15 protein-coding genes and 4 tRNA genes are annotated in these 17,345 nt (G+C 57.8%); 7 read left to right on the forward strand and 12 right to left on the reverse strand.

Features of this window, described 5'->3' with window-relative positions:
• Window positions 1-255: alcohol dehydrogenase catalytic domain-containing protein (locus tag KGB23_RS25855; RefSeq protein ID WP_223433089.1), on the reverse strand; the 255-nt coding region annotated here is incomplete at its 3' end.
• 182 nt (window positions 256-437) lie between these two features.
• Between KGB23_RS25855 and KGB23_RS25860 the strand changes: the two genes are divergently transcribed.
• Both KGB23_RS25860 and KGB23_RS25865 read left to right on the forward strand, forming a co-directional pair.
• Entirely contained in the window at window positions 438-2,519 is a 2,082-nt protein-coding gene (locus tag KGB23_RS25860; RefSeq protein WP_223433090.1) for a carboxy terminal-processing peptidase, read from the forward strand.
• 149 nt (window positions 2,520-2,668) lie between these two features.
• Window positions 2,669-4,459, forward strand: a complete 1,791-nt coding sequence (locus tag KGB23_RS25865) for a bifunctional diguanylate cyclase/phosphodiesterase (protein WP_150656999.1) — start codon at window positions 2,669-2,671, stop codon at window positions 4,457-4,459.
• A gap of 131 nt (window positions 4,460-4,590) precedes the next feature.
• On the opposite strand, the gene KGB23_RS25870 is transcribed toward KGB23_RS25865, so the two are convergent.
• From KGB23_RS25870 to KGB23_RS25890, 5 genes are all read right to left on the reverse strand, one after another.
• Complete coding sequence (locus tag KGB23_RS25870; protein ID WP_223433091.1) at window positions 4,591-4,998, reverse strand: sel1 repeat family protein; 408 nt, start codon at window positions 4,996-4,998, stop codon at window positions 4,591-4,593.
• Window positions 4,999-5,370, reverse strand: coding sequence for a hypothetical protein (locus KGB23_RS25875; RefSeq protein WP_046049139.1), 372 nt, complete (start codon window positions 5,368-5,370; stop codon window positions 4,999-5,001).
• A complete protein-coding gene (locus KGB23_RS25880; protein WP_150657001.1) occupies window positions 5,367-5,708 on the reverse strand; it encodes a helix-turn-helix domain-containing protein in 342 nt (113 codons plus the stop codon). Before KGB23_RS25880 ends, KGB23_RS25875 begins: the two co-directional genes overlap by 4 nt.
• Window positions 5,709-5,821: 113 nt before the next feature.
• Complete coding sequence (locus tag KGB23_RS25885; RefSeq protein ID WP_223433092.1) at window positions 5,822-6,277, reverse strand: YkvA family protein; 456 nt, start codon at window positions 6,275-6,277, stop codon at window positions 5,822-5,824.
• A gap of 293 nt (window positions 6,278-6,570) precedes the next feature.
• Window positions 6,571-7,287, reverse strand: coding sequence for an FKBP-type peptidyl-prolyl cis-trans isomerase (locus tag KGB23_RS25890; RefSeq protein ID WP_046049137.1), 717 nt, complete (start codon window positions 7,285-7,287; stop codon window positions 6,571-6,573).
• 269 nt (window positions 7,288-7,556) lie between these two features.
• Here KGB23_RS25890 and KGB23_RS25895 point away from each other — a divergent pair, with 269 nt between their 5' ends.
• Both KGB23_RS25895 and KGB23_RS25900 read left to right on the forward strand, forming a co-directional pair.
• Window positions 7,557-9,365 carry a di-heme-cytochrome C peroxidase gene (locus KGB23_RS25895; RefSeq protein WP_223433093.1) on the forward strand — a complete coding sequence of 603 codons (1,809 nt, stop codon included), beginning with the start codon at window positions 7,557-7,559 and terminating at the stop codon, window positions 9,363-9,365.
• Entirely contained in the window at window positions 9,362-10,495 is a 1,134-nt protein-coding gene (locus KGB23_RS25900; protein ID WP_223433094.1) for a catalase family protein, read from the forward strand. The genes KGB23_RS25895 and KGB23_RS25900 overlap by 4 nt, the downstream gene beginning before the upstream one ends.
• A gap of 142 nt (window positions 10,496-10,637) precedes the next feature.
• Here KGB23_RS25900 and KGB23_RS25905 read toward each other — a convergent pair.
• The 4 genes from KGB23_RS25905 to KGB23_RS25920 form a co-directional block, all read right to left on the reverse strand.
• Window positions 10,638-10,714 (reverse strand) — tRNA-Asp (locus tag KGB23_RS25905).
• Window positions 10,715-10,733: 19 nt separating this feature from the next.
• Window positions 10,734-10,809, reverse strand: a tRNA-Val gene (locus KGB23_RS25910).
• 200 nt (window positions 10,810-11,009) lie between these two features.
• Window positions 11,010-11,086: transfer RNA gene (locus tag KGB23_RS25915), tRNA-Asp, on the reverse strand.
• Between the two features lie 19 nt (window positions 11,087-11,105).
• A tRNA-Val gene (locus tag KGB23_RS25920) sits at window positions 11,106-11,181 on the reverse strand.
• Window positions 11,182-11,341: 160 nt separating this feature from the next.
• On the opposite strand from KGB23_RS25920, the gene rdgC reads away from it, so the two are divergent.
• The 3 genes from rdgC (at window position 11,342) to sugE (ending at window position 13,807) form a co-directional block, all read left to right on the forward strand.
• A complete protein-coding gene (gene rdgC, locus KGB23_RS25925) occupies window positions 11,342-12,262 on the forward strand; it encodes a recombination-associated protein RdgC (protein ID WP_046049133.1) in 921 nt (306 codons plus the stop codon).
• Between the two features lie 145 nt (window positions 12,263-12,407).
• Window positions 12,408-13,373 (forward strand): bile acid:sodium symporter family protein, encoded by a 966-nt coding sequence (locus tag KGB23_RS25930; protein WP_223433095.1) that lies wholly within the window; start codon window positions 12,408-12,410, stop codon window positions 13,371-13,373.
• A 119-nt stretch (window positions 13,374-13,492) separates the two neighbouring features.
• The gene (gene sugE, locus KGB23_RS25935; protein ID WP_008151200.1) at window positions 13,493-13,807 is read left to right on the forward strand and encodes a quaternary ammonium compound efflux SMR transporter SugE; all 315 of its coding nucleotides are present in this window, start codon (window positions 13,493-13,495) and stop codon (window positions 13,805-13,807) included.
• A gap of 86 nt (window positions 13,808-13,893) precedes the next feature.
• Here the strand turns inward: sugE and KGB23_RS25940 are convergent, their stop codons facing one another.
• Both KGB23_RS25940 and KGB23_RS25945 read right to left on the reverse strand, forming a co-directional pair.
• Window positions 13,894-14,655 (reverse strand): iron-containing redox enzyme family protein, encoded by a 762-nt coding sequence (locus KGB23_RS25940; RefSeq protein WP_263288741.1) that lies wholly within the window; start codon window positions 14,653-14,655, stop codon window positions 13,894-13,896.
• 78 nt (window positions 14,656-14,733) lie between these two features.
• A complete protein-coding gene (locus KGB23_RS25945; protein ID WP_223433097.1) occupies window positions 14,734-17,193 on the reverse strand; it encodes an EAL domain-containing protein in 2,460 nt (819 codons plus the stop codon).
• Window positions 17,194-17,345: the final 152 nt, after the last annotated feature.

A 17,345-nucleotide genomic window follows, 5' to 3' on the forward strand; every position in this document is an offset into this window, starting at 1 on the left:
GGCCAGCAAGGCGCAAACCCGATCCCCGACTTGCCAGGACGAACCAGCCCCCACCTCGCTGATTACCCCCGAACACTCAAGACCCAGTACCTGACTGGCTCCCGGCGGTGGCGGATAAAGACCCGCCTTCTGTAACAAATCGGCGCGATTGAGACCCGCAGCCGCCACTCGAATCCGAACTTGTCCTACATCGCATGTAGGACTGGGCTCTTCAAGCCACTCCACTCGACCTTCAACGCCTTGCAATGCTTTCACAGTGCCTCCATAGTGAGTCTGGACTGAGCCCGTAGCTGTAGCGCCGGGCTTTCTTGCATTATGCGACCGGCCCTGGGGCCTATACGAAATCTAGCAGGCAGTTTTCGTATAGAACCTGGTGGTACCGGCGACTTCAAAGACGGCCTAATATGCGTGATCAATTGTCCCCGCGTCGAATCAGCATGAAGCATTTTTTCCCCAGCACCGCCCTAGCCCTATTCATTGGTATCGGTCTGTTGCCGATGTCGACCAATTCGTTTGCAGCCAATAGCTGGGACAAGCTTCAGCCTGATCGTGACGAAGTGATCGCCAGCCTGAACGTCGTCGAGTTGCTCAAGCGCCATCACTACAGCAAGCCCCCGCTCGATGACGCGCGCTCCGTGATCATCTATGACAGCTACCTCAAACTGCTGGACCCGTCGCGCAGCTACTTCATGGCCAGCGACATTGCCGAATTCGACAAGTGGAAAACCCAGTTTGACGACTTCCTCAAAAGCGGCGACCTGAATGCCGGGTTCACCATCTACAAGCGCTACCTGGACCGCGTCAAAGCGCGTCTGGACTTCGCCCTTGCCGAGTTGAACAAAGGCGTCGACAAGATCGACTTCACCACCAAGGAAACCTTGCTGATCGATCGCAAGGACGCCCCTTGGCTCAAGAACACCGCAGAGCTCGACGACCTGTGGCGCAAACGCGTCAAGGACGAAGTCTTGCGGCAGAAGATCGCGGGCAAGGACTCCAAGCAGATTCAGGAAACCTTGACCAAGCGCTACAAGAACCAATTGGCGCGCCTGGACCAGACCCGTGCGGAAGACATCTTCCAGGCGTACATCAATACCTTCGCCATGTCCTACGACCCGCACACCAACTATCTGTCGCCGGATAACGCGGAGAACTTCGACATCAACATGAGCCTGTCCCTCGAGGGCATTGGCGCCGTGTTGCAGAGCGACAACGACCAGGTGAAAGTCGTGCGTCTGGTGCCTGCAGGCCCGGCCGACAAGACCAAACAAGTCGCACCGGCCGACAAGATCATCGGCGTTGCCCAGGGCAACAAGGAAATGGTCGACGTGGTCGGCTGGCGCCTGGACGAAGTGGTCAAGTTGATCCGTGGGCCGAAAGGCACCGTGGTGCGCCTGGAAGTGATCCCGGCCAGCAATGCGCCGAACGACCAGACCAGCAAGATCGTCCCGATCACCCGCGAAGCGGTGAAGCTTGAAGACCAGGCGGTGAAGAAGTCGGTCCTCAACCTGAAACAGGACGGCAAGGACTACAAGCTCGGCGTCATCGAGATCCCGGCCTTCTACCTGGACTTCAAGGCTTTCCGTGCTGGCGATCCGGACTACAAGAGCACCACTCGCGACGTCAAGAAACTGCTGACCGAGTTGCAGAAAGACAAGGTCGACGGCGTGGTCATCGACCTGCGCAACAACGGCGGCGGTTCCCTGCAGGAAGCCACCGAGCTGACCAGCCTGTTCATCGACAAAGGTCCGACCGTTCTCGTGCGTAATGCCGATGGCCGGGTCGATGTGCTGGAAGATGAAAACCCGGGTGCCTTCTACAAAGGGCCGATGGCGTTGCTGGTCAACCGCTTGTCTGCCTCGGCTTCGGAGATTTTTGCCGGCGCCATGCAGGACTATCACCGTGCGTTGATCATCGGCGGCCAGACCTTCGGTAAAGGCACCGTGCAGACCATTCAGCCGCTGAACCATGGCGAACTGAAACTGACCCTGGCCAAGTTCTACCGGGTTTCCGGCCAGAGTACCCAGCATCAGGGCGTACTGCCGGACATCGATTACCCGTCGATCATCGACACCAAGGAAATCGGCGAAAGCGCACTGCCTGAGGCCATGCCGTGGGACACCATCCGCGCGGCCATCAAGCCTGCGATCGACCCGTTCAAACCGTACATTTCGCAGCTCAAATCCGAGCATGACGTACGTTCAGCCAAAGACGCGGAATTCGTGTTCATCCGCGACAAACTGGCCCTGGCGCAGAAACTGATGGCGGAAAAAACCGTCAGCCTCAATGAAGCTGATCGTCGTGCCCAACACGCCGATATCGAAGCCAAGCAACTTGTCATGGAAAACATCCGTCGCAAGGCCAAGGGTGAAGAACCGCTCAAAGAGCTGAAGAAAGAAGACGAAGACGCCATCGCGGCCGAGCCAGACAAGACCAAACCAGAAGACGATGCCTACCTGAGCGAGACCGGGCGGATTCTGTTGGACTACCTGAAACTCAATACCGCGGTAGCCAAGCACTAAGTTGTTACAAGCAAGATGATGGCAATTTAATGCTGACGCTCCCCGGAGCGTCATCAAACAGTCATCATTCTGTCGTGAAATAAAGGACTGGGAGCCCCTCTTCATCCAAGAGAGTGCTCCCAGTCCTTTTTTTATCGCCAGAGAAAGCCATGACCACCACAGAACAGCTGAGTGCCTTGAGTTCCATACTGACTCAAAGCGGTTTGCACAGTCTGTTCCAGCCGATCATTTCCCTCTCTGAACGACGTATTGTCGGTTACGAAGCCCTTAGTCGCGGCCCCTCCAACAGTCCGCTGCACTCACCTCTCGCACTGTTCGCCGTGGCCCGTCAGGCCGGCCGCCTGAGCGAGCTTGAAATCGCTTGCCGTCAAAGCGCCTGCCGACGTTTCAATGAGCAGCAACTGCCCGGCAAACTGTTCCTCAACGTTTCCCCTGAATCCCTGCTCGAAGCCGCCCACCAACCCGGTCGCACCCTGCAACTGCTGCAGGATTTCGGCATACCGCCAAGTCAGGTGGTGATCGAACTGACTGAACAGACCCCGACCGACGATTTCGAGCTGCTGCAAACCGCTCTGCATCACTATCGAGCGATGGGGTTTTCCATTGCTCTGGATGATCTGGGCGCGGGCTATTCGAGTTTGCGGCTGTGGTCTGAATTGCGCCCGGACTACGTGAAGATTGATCGACACTTCATCGACGGCATTCACCAGGACGCCCTCAAGCGCGAATTCGTCGGCTCGATCCTGCAAATTGCCAAGGCCTCACGGGCACAAGTGATCGCAGAAGGTATCGAGCTGCCGGAAGAACTCGCGGTATTGACCGAGATGGGCGTGGACCTGGTTCAGGGTTATCTGCTCTGCCGCCCCCAGGAACATCCACCTCGTGATGCCCGAGCCCTGATGCCCAAACGGGAAAGCACAGCGGTGGCGTTAAATGATGAAGTCAGCGACCTTAGCGCTTTGCTCAACGACCAACCGGCAGTGGGTCGCGATACACCGACCGCCACGGTGCTGGAAGCCTTTCGCCGCCAGGCCAACCTGAACTCCCTGGCAGTACTCGACGAGCAAGGTCAGCCCTGCGGCATCGTCCACCGGCATTCGCTCTCCGATGCACTGCTCAAGCCTTTTGCCACCGACCTGTTCGCCCGCAAGCCGATCAGCCGCTTGATGAGCGATGACTTCCTCGCCGTTGAGATGAGCCAGTCGTTGCAACAAGTGAGTCGCCTGATCACCAGCCGCGCGCGGCAGCGCATCGAAGAAGACTTCATCATCACCCTCAACGGCGGTTACCTGGGACTGGGCCGAGTGATCGACGTACTCAAACTGATTACCGAACTGAAGATCCAGCAAGCCCGTTACGCCAACCCGCTGACCCTGCTGCCGGGCAACGTGCCGATCCAGCAATGCCTGACGCGACTGCTGCAACAGCAACGGGAATCGGTGATCTGCTACGTCGACATCGACAGTTTCAAACCCTTCAACGACATCTACGGCTACGGCCGTGGGGACGAAGTCCTGCTGTGTCTGGCGCAATGCCTGAATGATCGCGTCGACCCTTCCCGCGACTTTGTCGGCCATATCGGCGGCGATGACTTCCTGCTGGTACTCGGCCCGGAAGACTGGCGCAAACGCTTGAACCAACTGCTGGACGACTTCCAGAGCCAATGCCGACGCTTTTATCGCAGCGAACATCTGGAAGCCGGCTGCTTCATTGCTCCAAACCGTCAGGGTGTGCGCCAGGAGTTTGCGTTACTGTCACTGTCGATCGGCGTGGTGCATTTACATCCACAGGCCTGTGGACAACTCGATGCAAGCCAGTTGGCGGAGATGGCATCGCAAGCCAAGCATCACGCGAAGAATGTGCCGGGGTATAGCGTGCATGTGATTGATAGTCTGGCGGTGCCTGGGAAAGAGGATGCCTTGCTGGAAGGTCAACGCTGAATTGTCTGACGCCATCGCGAGCAAGCTCGCCCCCACATTGGATCTGCGTCGTTCACAAATCCCCTGTGGGAGCGAGCTTGCTCCGGGCGGCGTTCCGACGATGGCGTCCGCTCAGACAACACAGGTTTGGGTTATTGCCCATGACCACGAGCCGCCAACTCTTTCAGCTTGAGCTCAGCCAACGGATGCCCGGCCTTCGCAGCCATCTCCCAAAACCGCGCAGCTTCAACCGCATCCGGCGCCTTGCTCGGCGTTCCGGCGAGACTGATCATGCCAACTTGATACGCCGCCTTGCCATCCCCCGCCAACGCCGCCAGGCGCAGCAATCGAACACCTTCCTCACGAGCCCCTAGACCGACGCCGCGAAAGGTCAGGATGTGCCCATAGAAGCTCTGGGCGCCGACATCACCCAGGTTCGCCATGCGTGCGAACTGGCCTTCGAGCCAGCTCCAGCCACGCGGCTGACGTACAAACCATGACCAGTGAAACAAGCGGCGAGCCAGCCAGTAGCTGGCCCGCGCCTTGAGTTTTAAAAACACTCAGGCCTCCGCAGATTCCGGGTACTCATACTCGAACACCCGAACCACTTCCGAGGCATGCCAGGACGCTGCGGCCACCCCATCGGACGGCCCGGAGAAACGCCCCAGACGCTCGACACATTCAAAGAACCCGGTACGCGGCAGGCGACTGGCGCCCTGACTGATCACCAGCGAACTGCGCAATGGCTGCTCGGCCTTGGCGTCCAGCGCGGCCAGATGCTCCAGGGCCGCTGTGAGGGTCAGCATGGCCGGCGTCGGCAATTGCAAACGCTCCAGCAGCGCCCGATAGGTCAAAAGATGTCGCTGACGGCGCGCCTGATCCAGTTCGCCCAGCAACCCGTCCCAATGTTGACGACTGATGCGTACGCTCACGATTCATCCCTCCACCCTGGCACCGTCAATTCCCAGGCCAGGCTGCGGCGAATCGCAGCGTCGGGCAGACGCTCGCCACTTTCGATCAAGGCCAGATAAGACGGGCTGATGCCTACCGTGCGGGCCAACGCCTCGATGGCGATGCCCTTCCCTTCGCGCAAACTGCGTAGTTGATCCAGACCCGGAAGAATCTGGTCTGGTGTTGCCGCCTGACGCTCTGGGGCGACCTGCGGCGGTTGTTCATTGATGCCTGCTGCTTTCAGTAGAGCCTGATATTGAGCCCATGGCAGAACCGCATACTCGGGCTCTCCTTCGCGTGTAATTATCTGAATATCCATGACTACCCCGTAGGACAACAACACTTAGCGAGTCGGCACTTTTCCCTAGAAGTGTAATCCTAACAGCGGCCAAGGTCGCGGGGGTATCAATCTATGGATGAGACTGAATCAGTTCAGTTTTTTTTCGGACCCTGAAGTTGAAGTTGATCCGGGGTATCGGGCAGGCGTTCAACCACTGCAAGCTTTTCCGGCAACTGACGCTTGCGCCAGGCGCGGAAGGCGTTGAGCTCATCGTCGAGAACTTTCATCAGCCAGGCCAGCACCGCGATGTCATCGAGCATGCCGAACACTGGAATGAAGTCCGGAATGGCATCCAGCGGACTGAGGAAGTACATCAGGCCTGCCACCACCGAAATCAACGCTTTGGGGCTGATAGCCCGATACTCACCGCGCCAGTAAGCCAGGCAGAGTGCCTGCAACAGGCGTAGATCATCCTTGAGCTTGCCCAGCCGGTTACCCTGGCTGGCACCTTTGCTGGCTACCGCGAAGAGCAAGGTCGGCAAACGTCCACGCGCGAGCAGGCGTCCGGCCAGAGGCAGGAAACGAGCGAAATTCCAGGGTGTTTTCATTTATTCCTCCCACTGAAATGTTATCCACACAAATTGTGGATAACCTTGTGAACAGAGCTGCTTTTCACGGCTGAAAGCCCCGTTTCATAAGGGCCCAACTCAGATCGGGCGTTTTTTACTCACATAAAAAAACCCAAGATTTCATTGACTTGGCGCTCTGGCGCGGCTAGCACGGGCGCCCTCAATGGCTATGACTCCAGCCTACAGCATCCGTTCGCTTTGTTTACCTTTGCTGAACGCCAGATGCAACAACGCCCCGCATAAGCGAGGCGTTGTTTTAGAGCAGACGCTGATTACTTGGCAGGAGCGTCTTGTTTTGCTGGATCCTTGATCGCCAGCAGTTCCAGGTCGAATACCAGCACCGAGTTGGCTGGAATCGCCGGGCTTGGGCTTTGGGCGCCGTAAGCCAGTTCGCTAGGGATGTACAGTTTGTACTTCTCGCCAACGTGCATCAGTTGCAGGCCTTCGACCCAACCCGGAATCACACCGCTGACCGGCAGATCGATCGGGCTGCCACGCTCGACGGAACTGTCGAAAACGGTGCCGTTGGTCAGGGTGCCGGTGTAGTGAACGGTCACTACGTCGGTCGGCTTCGGCTGTGCGCCATCGGCTTTTTTGACCACTTCATACTGCAGGCCCGAAGCGGTGGTGGTTACACCGGCTTTCTTGGCGTTGTCTTCGAGGAATTTCTTGCCGGCAGCTGCCGACTCTTCGCTCATTTTGGCCATACGCTCTTCAGCACGCTTTTGCAGTGCTGCGAAGGCTTCGACCAGTTCGTCATCCTTCAGCTTCTGTTCTTTCTTGCCGACGGCATCTTCGATGCCTTGGGCTACGGCTTTGGAGTCCAGATCATCCATGCCTTCCTGAGCCAGGCTCTTGCCCATGTTCAGGCCAATCCCGTAGGAAGCTTTTTGCGCCGGGGTTTTCAGCTCTACGCTGGTCTGCGAATCACAACCCGCAAGTACCAGGCTAACCAGGGCCACCGCCGCCGCCAACCGATGCTGTTTCATGCTATTTCCTTGTTCATGCGCCTAAAGGGCAATCGAGTAAAGCCGCGAGCTTATCAGGCGGCCACGACCAATGGCTACCGGCATGAGAGCAGGAAACTTCTGATAAGTTCAGGTGTTTTAACGCATTTCGGGAACGGACTGATGAAGCTTCTGTCATCTTGCGCTCACAGAGACCGATACCGGATCCCCCAACGTCTGGCGTAATGGCCACTTGCCGCACCTCAGGCACTGAGGCATAAGGAAGCTTCAAATCGACAAGGATGTTTATCTTGCGCCTCTTCTTTCGCTTGCTGGTTCTGTTCGCAGTCCTGCTGGGGCTGGGCCTCGCCGTGGTTCTGTACTATGTCGCCAACCCGAAACTGCCGGCCTGGTCACCCGTGCAGCAGGTGCATTACCTGGAGCAATGGAGCGCCAGTGACCGCGAGACTTACTACTTCACGCCCCAGGGTACTCAGGTCAAAGGCTTGCGCTATGACTGGTTCAAGGCCCTCGAACTGCCGTTCTCGCAACAGCGATTCGCCGCCCCCGAATACCTCGCCCGCTTCGGTTTTCTGATCGACCCCAGCCAGCGACCCACGCCCAACAATCCCGGCAATCTGCCCGTGGGCTTTGCCCGTCATCAGAACCCTGGAAGCCAGGACGAGTTTCTGGACATCACCTGCGCCGCCTGCCACACCGGCGAACTGCGCTTTAACGGCCAGGCCGTGCGCATCGATGGCGGTTCGGCGCAGCACGTTCTGCCATCCAGCGTTCCTACGTTGCGCGGCGGCAGTTTCGGACAAGCGCTGGTAGCGAGTCTGACGTCGACTTACTACAACCCGTGGAAATTCGAACGTTTCGCACGCAACGTATTGGGCCAGGACTACGATGCCCGGCGTCAACAACTGCGCAAAGACGTCAAAGTCTCTCTCGACACCTTCTTGAAGGTGGCCTGGAACGACACCCATCGCGGGCTCTACCCGACCGAAGAAGGCCCCGGCCGCACCGACGCTTTCGGGCGCATTGCCAACGCCAGTTTCGGCGATGCTATTTCCCCCGCCAACTACCGTGTAGCCAACGCTCCGGTCGACTATCCGCAACTGTGGGACATGTGGACCTTCGACTGGGTGCAGTGGAACGGTTCGGCGCAGCAACCGATGGCCCGCAACATCGGTGAGGCCTTGGGCGTGGGCGCCACGCTGAACTTCTTCGACGCTAACGGCCAACCGCTTAAAGGAGACGCCCGTTATCCGTCCAGTGTCCGCTTGCGCGATCTGCACCTGATCGAACAAACCCTGCAACGGCTCAAACCACCGGCCTGGCCGGAAGAACTGCTGGGCGCCATCGACAAAACCCAGGCCGCAAAAGGTCGTGAGTTATTTACCGAGAACTGCGCCGGCTGCCATGTACCTCGGTCGGTCCAAAGCGACGGGCGCTGGGTGCAACATCTGAAAATGCTGCCCGTGGAGTACGTCGGCACAGACCCGGGCGCGGCCAATAACATCGCCGACCATCGCTTCGACCTCACAGCCTTGAAATGGGACCCGGCAGAGCTGGCGCAACTGGATGTGCAATTGCAGCCGACGCCCGTTGAATCGCTGGATTTGAGCAAGCTCTCATCGGCTAAAGGGTTGGCCTACATCACCGCTTTCGTCGGAAACCAGGCCTACCGTGAAGCAAAAATTCCTGCGGCCGAACGACCGGGCATGGATGGCTTCGGCCTGCCGATTGGCGTGCGCGAATTGCGCGCCTACAAAGCGCGACCATTGGCGGGAGTCTGGGCGACCGCACCGTTTTTGCATAACGGTTCGGTGCCAAGCATTTATCAGTTGCTCTCGCCCCAGGATGAACGCACAACCACCTTCTACAAAGGCACTTTCGAGTACGACCCGAGGCACCTCGGCTATCGCACCGAGGCCTTCACCAATGGATTTTTATTCGACACGCGAATCACCGGCAATCACAACAGCGGCCACGAATTTCGGGCAGGCAAGCGTGGCAACGGCGTCATCGGTCGCCTGCTGCAACCAGAAGAGCGCTGGGCGCTGCTGGAGTATCTGAAAGTGTTAGGCGGCCCGTTAGAGGCACAATTGCCATGAGCAAACTCTGGATGCGTTTTGGCGCCTTTCTCGGAAAAACCCTGTTGTGGTCGCTGGGTCTTGGATTGCTCGTCTGGGGGCTGGCCACGGCGTGGTTTGCCTGGCAGCACAGCGGCCCGGTCTCGGCTGAAGAACTGGTCCCGGATGGCGAGCCAGCGATGACTCAAGACATCATCCAGACGGCCGTGCGCATCGTCGATCAGCACCGTGAAAGCACCCGCTACCTGCGCGACGCCCATGCCAAGGCCCATGGCTGCGTGAAGGCCGAGGTTCAGGTGCTGCCGGATCTGGCGGACGAACTGCGTCAGGGTGTGTTCAGCGAACCCGGCAAAACCTGGCAAGCGACGATGCGACTGTCCAACGGCAATGCCTACCCGCAGTTCGACAGCATCCGCGATGCACGGGGCATGGCAATCAAGTTGCTCGATGTGCCCGGTAAACAACTGCTGAACGATCAACAGAGTCGTGGCGAACAGGATTTCGTGATGTTTAGCCATCCGAATTTCTTCGTCAGCGATGTCGCCGAGTACCGTCAGAATGTAGCCGCACAGGCTGACGGCAAGAAGGTGATGGCGTTCTTCCCGGGTTGGGATCCACGGACCTGGCAGGTTCGCCATCTGTTTATCGCGCTGGCGACACTTTCACCCGCCCCGGAAAGCCCGACCCAGACGACTTACTTTTCGGTTTCGCCCTACAAATTCGGCGAAGCCAATGCCAAGTTCCGTGTCATGCCCGATCCGGCAAGCTGCCCGACTTACACCCTTCCCTCACAAAACCAGAAGTTGCCGAACTTTCTGCGCAATGCGCTGAACCAGCAACTGTCGACCGAGCGGATGCCGGCCTGTTTCGTCCTGCAGATACAACGCCAGGACCCGGCCAAGTACATGCCGATCGAAGACACGAGCATTGAGTGGCAGCAAAGCGATGCTCTGTTCGAGACCGTGGCGCGGATCAACGTACCCGCCCAGGACTTCGATACGCCTGCGCTGAACGTGCAATGCGATAACCAGTCGTTCAACCCGTGGTTTGGCCTTGAGGCTCATCGCCCCATTGGCGGCATCAACCGGTTACGCAAAGCTGTATACGAAGCCGTGAGCGACTACCGACACAACCGCAACGCCGAACAATAAGAAGGCAGAACGAAAAAAAGCGATCCGAAGGTCGCTTTCTTTCGTTGCGCCTCGGCAGAAGCCAAACCCCAGACAGCAAAAAGCCCGCATTAAGCGGGCTTTCTGTGGTGACCTGGCGTTCAGCGTTCCAGGTGACCGAATATGGCGCAGCGGACGGGACTCGAACCCGCGACCCCCGGCGTGACAGGCCGGTATTCTAACCGACTGAACTACCGCTGCGCGTAGCGTTGAAAGTAAGTGGTGGGTGATGACGGGATCGAACCGCCGACATTCTGCTTGTAAGGCAGACGCTCTCCCAGCTGAGCTAATCACCCTTTACCTTCGTTGCGGGGCGCATTGTGCCACAGATTTTCATAAAGTGTTGATTTAATTGAATAATTTTTCAAAAAAATCTGAAAACCCATAAAACGACGCGACCTGCAGGAACAACGTACAAACTTTTGACAGAAAAAAACCCGCGTTAAGCGGGCTTTTCCGTGGTGACCTGGCGTTCAGCGTTCCAGATAACCGAATATGGCGCAGCGGACGGGACTCGAACCCGCGACCCCCGGCGTGACAGGCCGGTATTCTAACCGACTGAACTACCGCTGCGCGTAACACTGGAAGCGAATGGTGGGTGATGACGGGATCGAACCGCCGACATTCTGCTTGTAAGGCAGACGCTCTCCCAGCTGAGCTAATCACCCTTCACTTTCGGTGTGGCGCGCATTCTACGTAGCGACCACACCTCTGGCAAGCACTTTTTTAATTAATTTTTTCAGGCCTTCCAAAGGCTTAGAGAAGGGTTGGCCTATGGCGCCGCGAAGAGAATAATGCCCCCCTTTGTATAAAGGAGAGACTCGCCCCATGTGGTTCAAAAACCTGCTTATCTATCGCCTGACCCAAGATCTGCCTTTTGATGCCGAGGCGTTGGAAACTGCACTGGCCACCAAACTGGCGCGTTCATGTGCAAGCCAGGAGTTGACCACCTACGGTTTCGTCGCGCCATTCGGCAAGGGCGAAGATGCTCCGCTGGTGCACATCAGCGGCGACTTTCTGCTGATCGCCGCGCGTAAAGAAGAGCGCATTCTGCCGGGCAGCGTCGTGCGTGACGCGGTGAAGGAAAAGGTCGAAGAGATCGAAGCCGAACAAATGCGCAAGGTCTACAAAAAGGAACGCGATCAGATCAAGGATGAAATCATCCAGGCCTTCCTGCCGCGCGCCTTTATTCGTCGTTCGTCGACTTTCGCCGCCATCGCGCCAAAACAGGGCCTGATCCTGGTCAACTCGGCCAGCCCGAAACGTGCCGAAGACCTGTTGTCCACCCTGCGTGAAGTGATCGGTACGCTGCCGGTACGTCCGCTGACCGTGAAGATGTCCCCTACCGCGACCATGACTGAATGGGTCACCACCCAGAAAGCCGCGGACGATTTCTTCGTGCTGGACGAGTGCGAGCTGCGTGATACCCACGAAGACGGCGGCATCGTGCGTTGCAAGCGCCAGGACCTGACCAGCGAAGAAATCCAGCTGCACCTGAGCACCGGCAAAGTGGTCACTCAGCTGTCGTTGGCCTGGCAAGACAAGCTGTCTTTCGTGCTTGACGACAAGATGGTGGTCAAGCGCCTGAAGTTCGAAGACCTGCTGCAAGACCAGGCGGAACAGGACGGTGGCGAAGAAGCCCTCGGCCAACTGGACGCCAGCTTCACCCTGATGATGCTGACCTTCGGCGACTTCCTGCCGGCGCTGGTTGAAGCGTTGGGTGGCGAAGAGACTCCGCAGGGGATCTAAAAGCTGGTGATGTCTAATGTGGGAGCGGGCTTGCTCGCGAAGGCGGAGTGTCAGTCAACATCATTGTTGAATGTCAGCCCCTCATCGCGAGCAAGCCCGCTCCCACATTGGTTTTATGGCGTTACTTAATAACAAGGATCAGGCCATGCGCGCACTGGCTGCATTGAGTCGTTTTGTCGGCAACACCTTCGCTTACTGGGTACTGATTTTCGCCGTCGTGGCGTTCCTGCAACCGACCTGGTTCATCGGCCTGAAGGGCGCGATCGTGCCGCTGTTGGGCCTGGTGATGTTCGGCATGGGCCTGACCCTCAAACTTGAAGACTTCGCCGAAGTCGCTCGCCATCCATGGCGCGTGGCCTTGGGCGTGGTTGCGCATTTCGTGATCATGCCCGGTGTGGCGTGGTTGCTTTGCCAGGCTTTTCACTTGCCGCCGGAGATCGCTGTCGGCGTCATCCTGGTCGGCTGCTGCCCTAGCGGCACCTCGTCGAACGTGATGACCTGGCTGGCCCGCGGCGATCTGGCGCTGTCGGTGGCCATCGCCGCTGTCACCACCCTCCTCGCCCCGCTACTGACCCCGGCGCTGATCTGGCTGCTGGCCTCAGCCTGGTTGCCGGTGTCGTTCATGGAGCTGTTCTGGTCAATCCTGCAAGTGGTGCTGTTGCCGATCGTGCTTGGCGTGGTTGCCCAGCGCTTGCTGGGTGATCGGGTTCGCCATGCGGTGGAGGTGCTGCCGCTGATCTCGGTGGTGAGCATCGTCATTATCGTCACAGCCGTAGTGGCCGCCAGCCAGGCGAAGATTGCCGAATCCGGCCTGCTGATCATGGCCGTAGTGATGCTGCACAACAGCTTCGGCTATCTGCTGGGTTACTTCACCGGGAGGCTGTTCAAGTTGCCACTGGCCCAGCGTAAATCCCTGGCGCTGGAAGTCGGCATGCAGAACTCCGGGCTGGGTGCGGCCCTGGCCAGTGCGCACTTCTCGCCGCTGGCGGCGGTGCCGAGTGCGTTGTTCAGTGTCTGGCACAACATCTCCGGGGCGCTGCTTTCGACGTATTTCCGCCGGATGAGCGAGAAAGAAGATCGGGAGGTGGCGGCTCAACAGGCCACCGACTGATCCGAAAACTTGATCCCTGGGTTAATGATGGGCACTCTATTGCAAAACGCGAGGACGACCTCGCGGCTCGATCGAGTCATTAATCTGGGGACGACCCCGTCAATCGATGGAGGTCTCTCATGTCCTGGATCATTCTGTTTTTCGCCGGCCTGTTCGAAGTCGGCTGGGCCGTCGGTCTGAAATACACCGATGGCTTCAGCCGCCCTCTCCCCACAGCATTGACCGTTGCCGCCATGGCCATCAGCCTTGGCTTGCTGGGCCTTGCCATGAAGGAATTGCCGCTGGGCACGGCCTACGCGATCTGGACGGGTGTCGGTGCGGTCGGGACGGTAATTGCCGGGATCATTCTGTTCGGTGAATCCATGGCGTTGTTCAGGCTCGCCAGTGTGGCGCTGATCATTTCCGGGCTGGTCGGGCTGAAGATCAGCGCCTGACGGTTTGCTGCCATTACGAAAAAACCCGCCCCCCCTATTGATATAGACAGGGGGAGCGGGCTTTTTCAATGGTGTGTATTAACCGATCAGCTCTCGGCCAGCTCCATGCGTTCACGCGCGACCGGGGCCTTTTGCGCATGCTCAAGCTGCATACAGCGCTCCAGGAACAGGAACATGTAGTCGTAGCTCTTGCAGACGGCCTGACGCAATTCCACTTGCAGGGATTTGCTTGGGTTCATCCCCGCCAGCGTGCAGATGATTTCCAGGGCTTCCCACGGATGGGCATCGTCGTACTGGGCATGCATCTTCAACCACTTCATGGCCCGCTTGCGATCTTCCTCAGGGAATGATGCCGCGTAGACGCCACTGGAACAGACCAGCGCCGACCACTCCCCGGTCGCACCTTCAATGGCGTAGTTGGTGGCGGCAATGGCAACGATCAGCGAATCCGACGAACTGGTGTGCCAGCACCAGTGGCTCAAGGCGTGAAGTTCAGGGTCAACCTTTTGCGCTTGCAGATCTTCCAGGCTGACACCGTGAGCACGGCTCCAGTGCACCCAGTAATCGGCATGGTTCAATTCGACGCGTATGTTACGCATCAGCCAGCGACGCGCCATGTCTTCACCTGGGTGGCGGGCAAAACGAGTCTTGCTCAGGTTCTGTGCCATATATAACGCGAACTGTTCGACTACCGGCCAGCCACCAATCAGGTACTGGCGCATGGTCTTTGCGCTGAGTTTGTTATCACGCAGACGCTTATACAGTTCGTGTTCGACAACCCGGCGTTTGCTCTCGCTGCAATCCTGGATCAGGCTTTGAGCCCAGGCGGGATAACTTGCAACGTCCATGAGCGGTCCGGTTCGGTTGAATGTGTCGATCACTGTCGAGCTCCTTTTGATTGTGATTATAAGGATCAGCAAGAGATTTCAACGGAACGTGCCAGGCGCCTTGAATAACAAAGGCTGAGGCCTGGCTGGACGACTTTGTAAACTGTCGCGGGTAAACAAATGCGGGCGTTCAATAACATACCCTTGAGCGTAATCCACCCCGATCTCCAGCAATGCCTGCTCGATCTGGGGTGTTTCAACAAACTCGGCAATCGTACGCTTACCCATAACATGACCGATGTGATTGATCACTTCGACCATGGCGCGGTTAATCGGGTCGTCCAGCATATCCTTTACGAAACTCCCGTCGATCTTCAAGAAGTCTACAGGTAAATGTTTCAAGTATGCGAATGAGGACATTCCGGCGCAAAAGTCATCCAGTGAAAAGTGGCAACCTAAACCTTTGAGTTCATTAATAAATCTGATTGCACTTGCGAGATTGGAAATAGCACTGGTTTCAGTAATTTCAAAACAAATCATTTCAGGCGGTATGGAGTAAGTAACAAACTGTTCACGCAGGAAGTGCAGAAACGCCTCATCTCCGATAGTTGTGCCTGACAGATTAATCGCACACATGGCCAATGGTCCTTTGTGCTGTTCGGCTATGCATTGGGCAATAATTTTGAAAACGTTCTGTACAACCCAGCGGTCTAGGGACGTCATCAGACCATAACGCTCAGCAGCCGGAATAAAACTGTCGGGCAAAATCATGCGTCCGGCTTCGTCATGCAGACGCAACAGAATTTCGATATGTCCACCGCCCTTCTCGATATGACCAAGGGGCGCGATTTCCTGGGCGTACAGACAGAAGCGGTCTTCTTCCAGCGCCATGTGCAAGCGCTGCACCCAAGCCATCTCGCCGAAGCGCAGGGACAGTTCCGAATCATCGGGGTGATAGACCTGAACCCGATTGCGGCCCTTTTCCTTGGCCATGTAGCAGGCCATGTCGGCAGCACGCAGCGAGGCTTCGAGGGTGGTCGGATTCTGAGCGACGTGAACCAGTCCGATGCTCACAGTGGTCACGAACGGTCGGCCTTTCCAGACGAAGTGCAGGTTCTGCACGGTCTGACGCAGGCCCTCGGCGATTTTCTCGGCGGCTTCCGGGGCGCAGTTCTCCAGCAGGATGCCAAACTCGTCGCCACCCAACCGGGCCAGGGTATCGCCTTCGCGTAAACCGGATTGCAACAGAGCGCAGATATGCCGCAGCAACTCGTCACCCGCCGCATGGCCGCAGGTATCGTTGACCAGTTTGAACTGATCCAGATCGAGGAACATCAGGGCATGGCGCCCCGACTGCCGCGCCAGGTTATGCAGCGCCTGTTCCAGGCGATATTCGAATTCGCGGCGGTTGGCGAGCCCGGTCAAGGCGTCATGGGTCGCCTGCCAGGACAGATTGGCAATGTATTGCCGCTCCTGGGTCATGTCGTGCAACACCAGCACGGTACCGCTGACCTTGCCGGCGTTGCGGATCGGCGCACCGACCAGGGTGACCGAAACCGTGCTGCCATCCAGGCGCTGGATCAGTTTTGAGTGTTCGCTGCCACCGCTCAGCTGTCCGCTCAAAATGTGCTCGATCAACGTGAAGCCATCGGCCTGAGCGTTCTCGTCCAGCAGATTGAACAGCGCCGCCAGCGGCAAACCCGTCGCCTGCTCGGCCTTCCAGTGGGTCAACGCCTCGGCGGCCGGGTTCATGTAGGCGATTGCGCCGTCGACATTCGTGGTGATCACGCCATCGCCAATCGATTGCAGGGTGATCTGCGCCCGGTCCTTCTCCAACTGCAGGGCCTCGGCGAACGCATTGCGGTGCTTGAGCAGTTTGTGGGTGCGCATCAGTGCTAATGCAATCAAGCCCAGGGCGGTGGCGAGGTTGGTCACCAGCAATACCCGCAGGATCATCCGCGAGCCTTCGCCCAAGGCATCGCTGAAGGCCTTCGCTGCCGGTGTCACACTTTCGTTGATGACGAATATCTGATCCTTCCAGCGCTTGATATCGGCATCGGTGGCCTGATCGGTGGTGATGCGCTGATGCATCTCCCGCGCAATGGCATCGAGTTGCACCAGATACGCATCGCCCACCTTCCAGAGGTCGATGGCTTTCTCGTGGTATCTGAAGTGCCGGAAATTCAGGTACAGCCAGATCACACTATTGATGTCATCCGGGTGGTTACCTCCCTTGAGGATCGCCACCCGTGCCGCTTCGATATTCGGTGGCCGATGATCCAGCGCCACACGCAGCTCGTGGCCACCCTGAGGTACGGCAATGGCGTTCTGGTATTTGAGGAAAATCGTCTCGTCGCGGTTGTCGGCGTAGAGATTGAGGTAATAGATGGCGTCTTTTTGGCCTTTGGACCACAGGCTTTCACCGGCAACGTAGCCGCGAACCGCCGACAGCACGTACAGGCTGACGCCACCGAGCATCGCCTGAAACAGCACGACAGCGATAAATGGCCAGACGATGCCCAACAACCGTGGCGTTCCGTGAGTCCGCGTTTGATTCATGAGGTCCCTTGTTTTAGCACTACCAGATCAGCATCCCGACGTGATCGCTACAGCTAGACTAGGGTGCGTTCTAAGTCCCGGCAAGTGATCAACAAAAAACACACTGCGGTCCCCTCGCGATACATATATACCGCACGGACTCTCTTCCAGGT

The sequence above is a fragment of the Pseudomonas sp. GL-B-26 genome (assembly GCF_019947405.1).
Lineage (GTDB): Bacteria > Pseudomonadota > Gammaproteobacteria > Pseudomonadales > Pseudomonadaceae > Aquipseudomonas.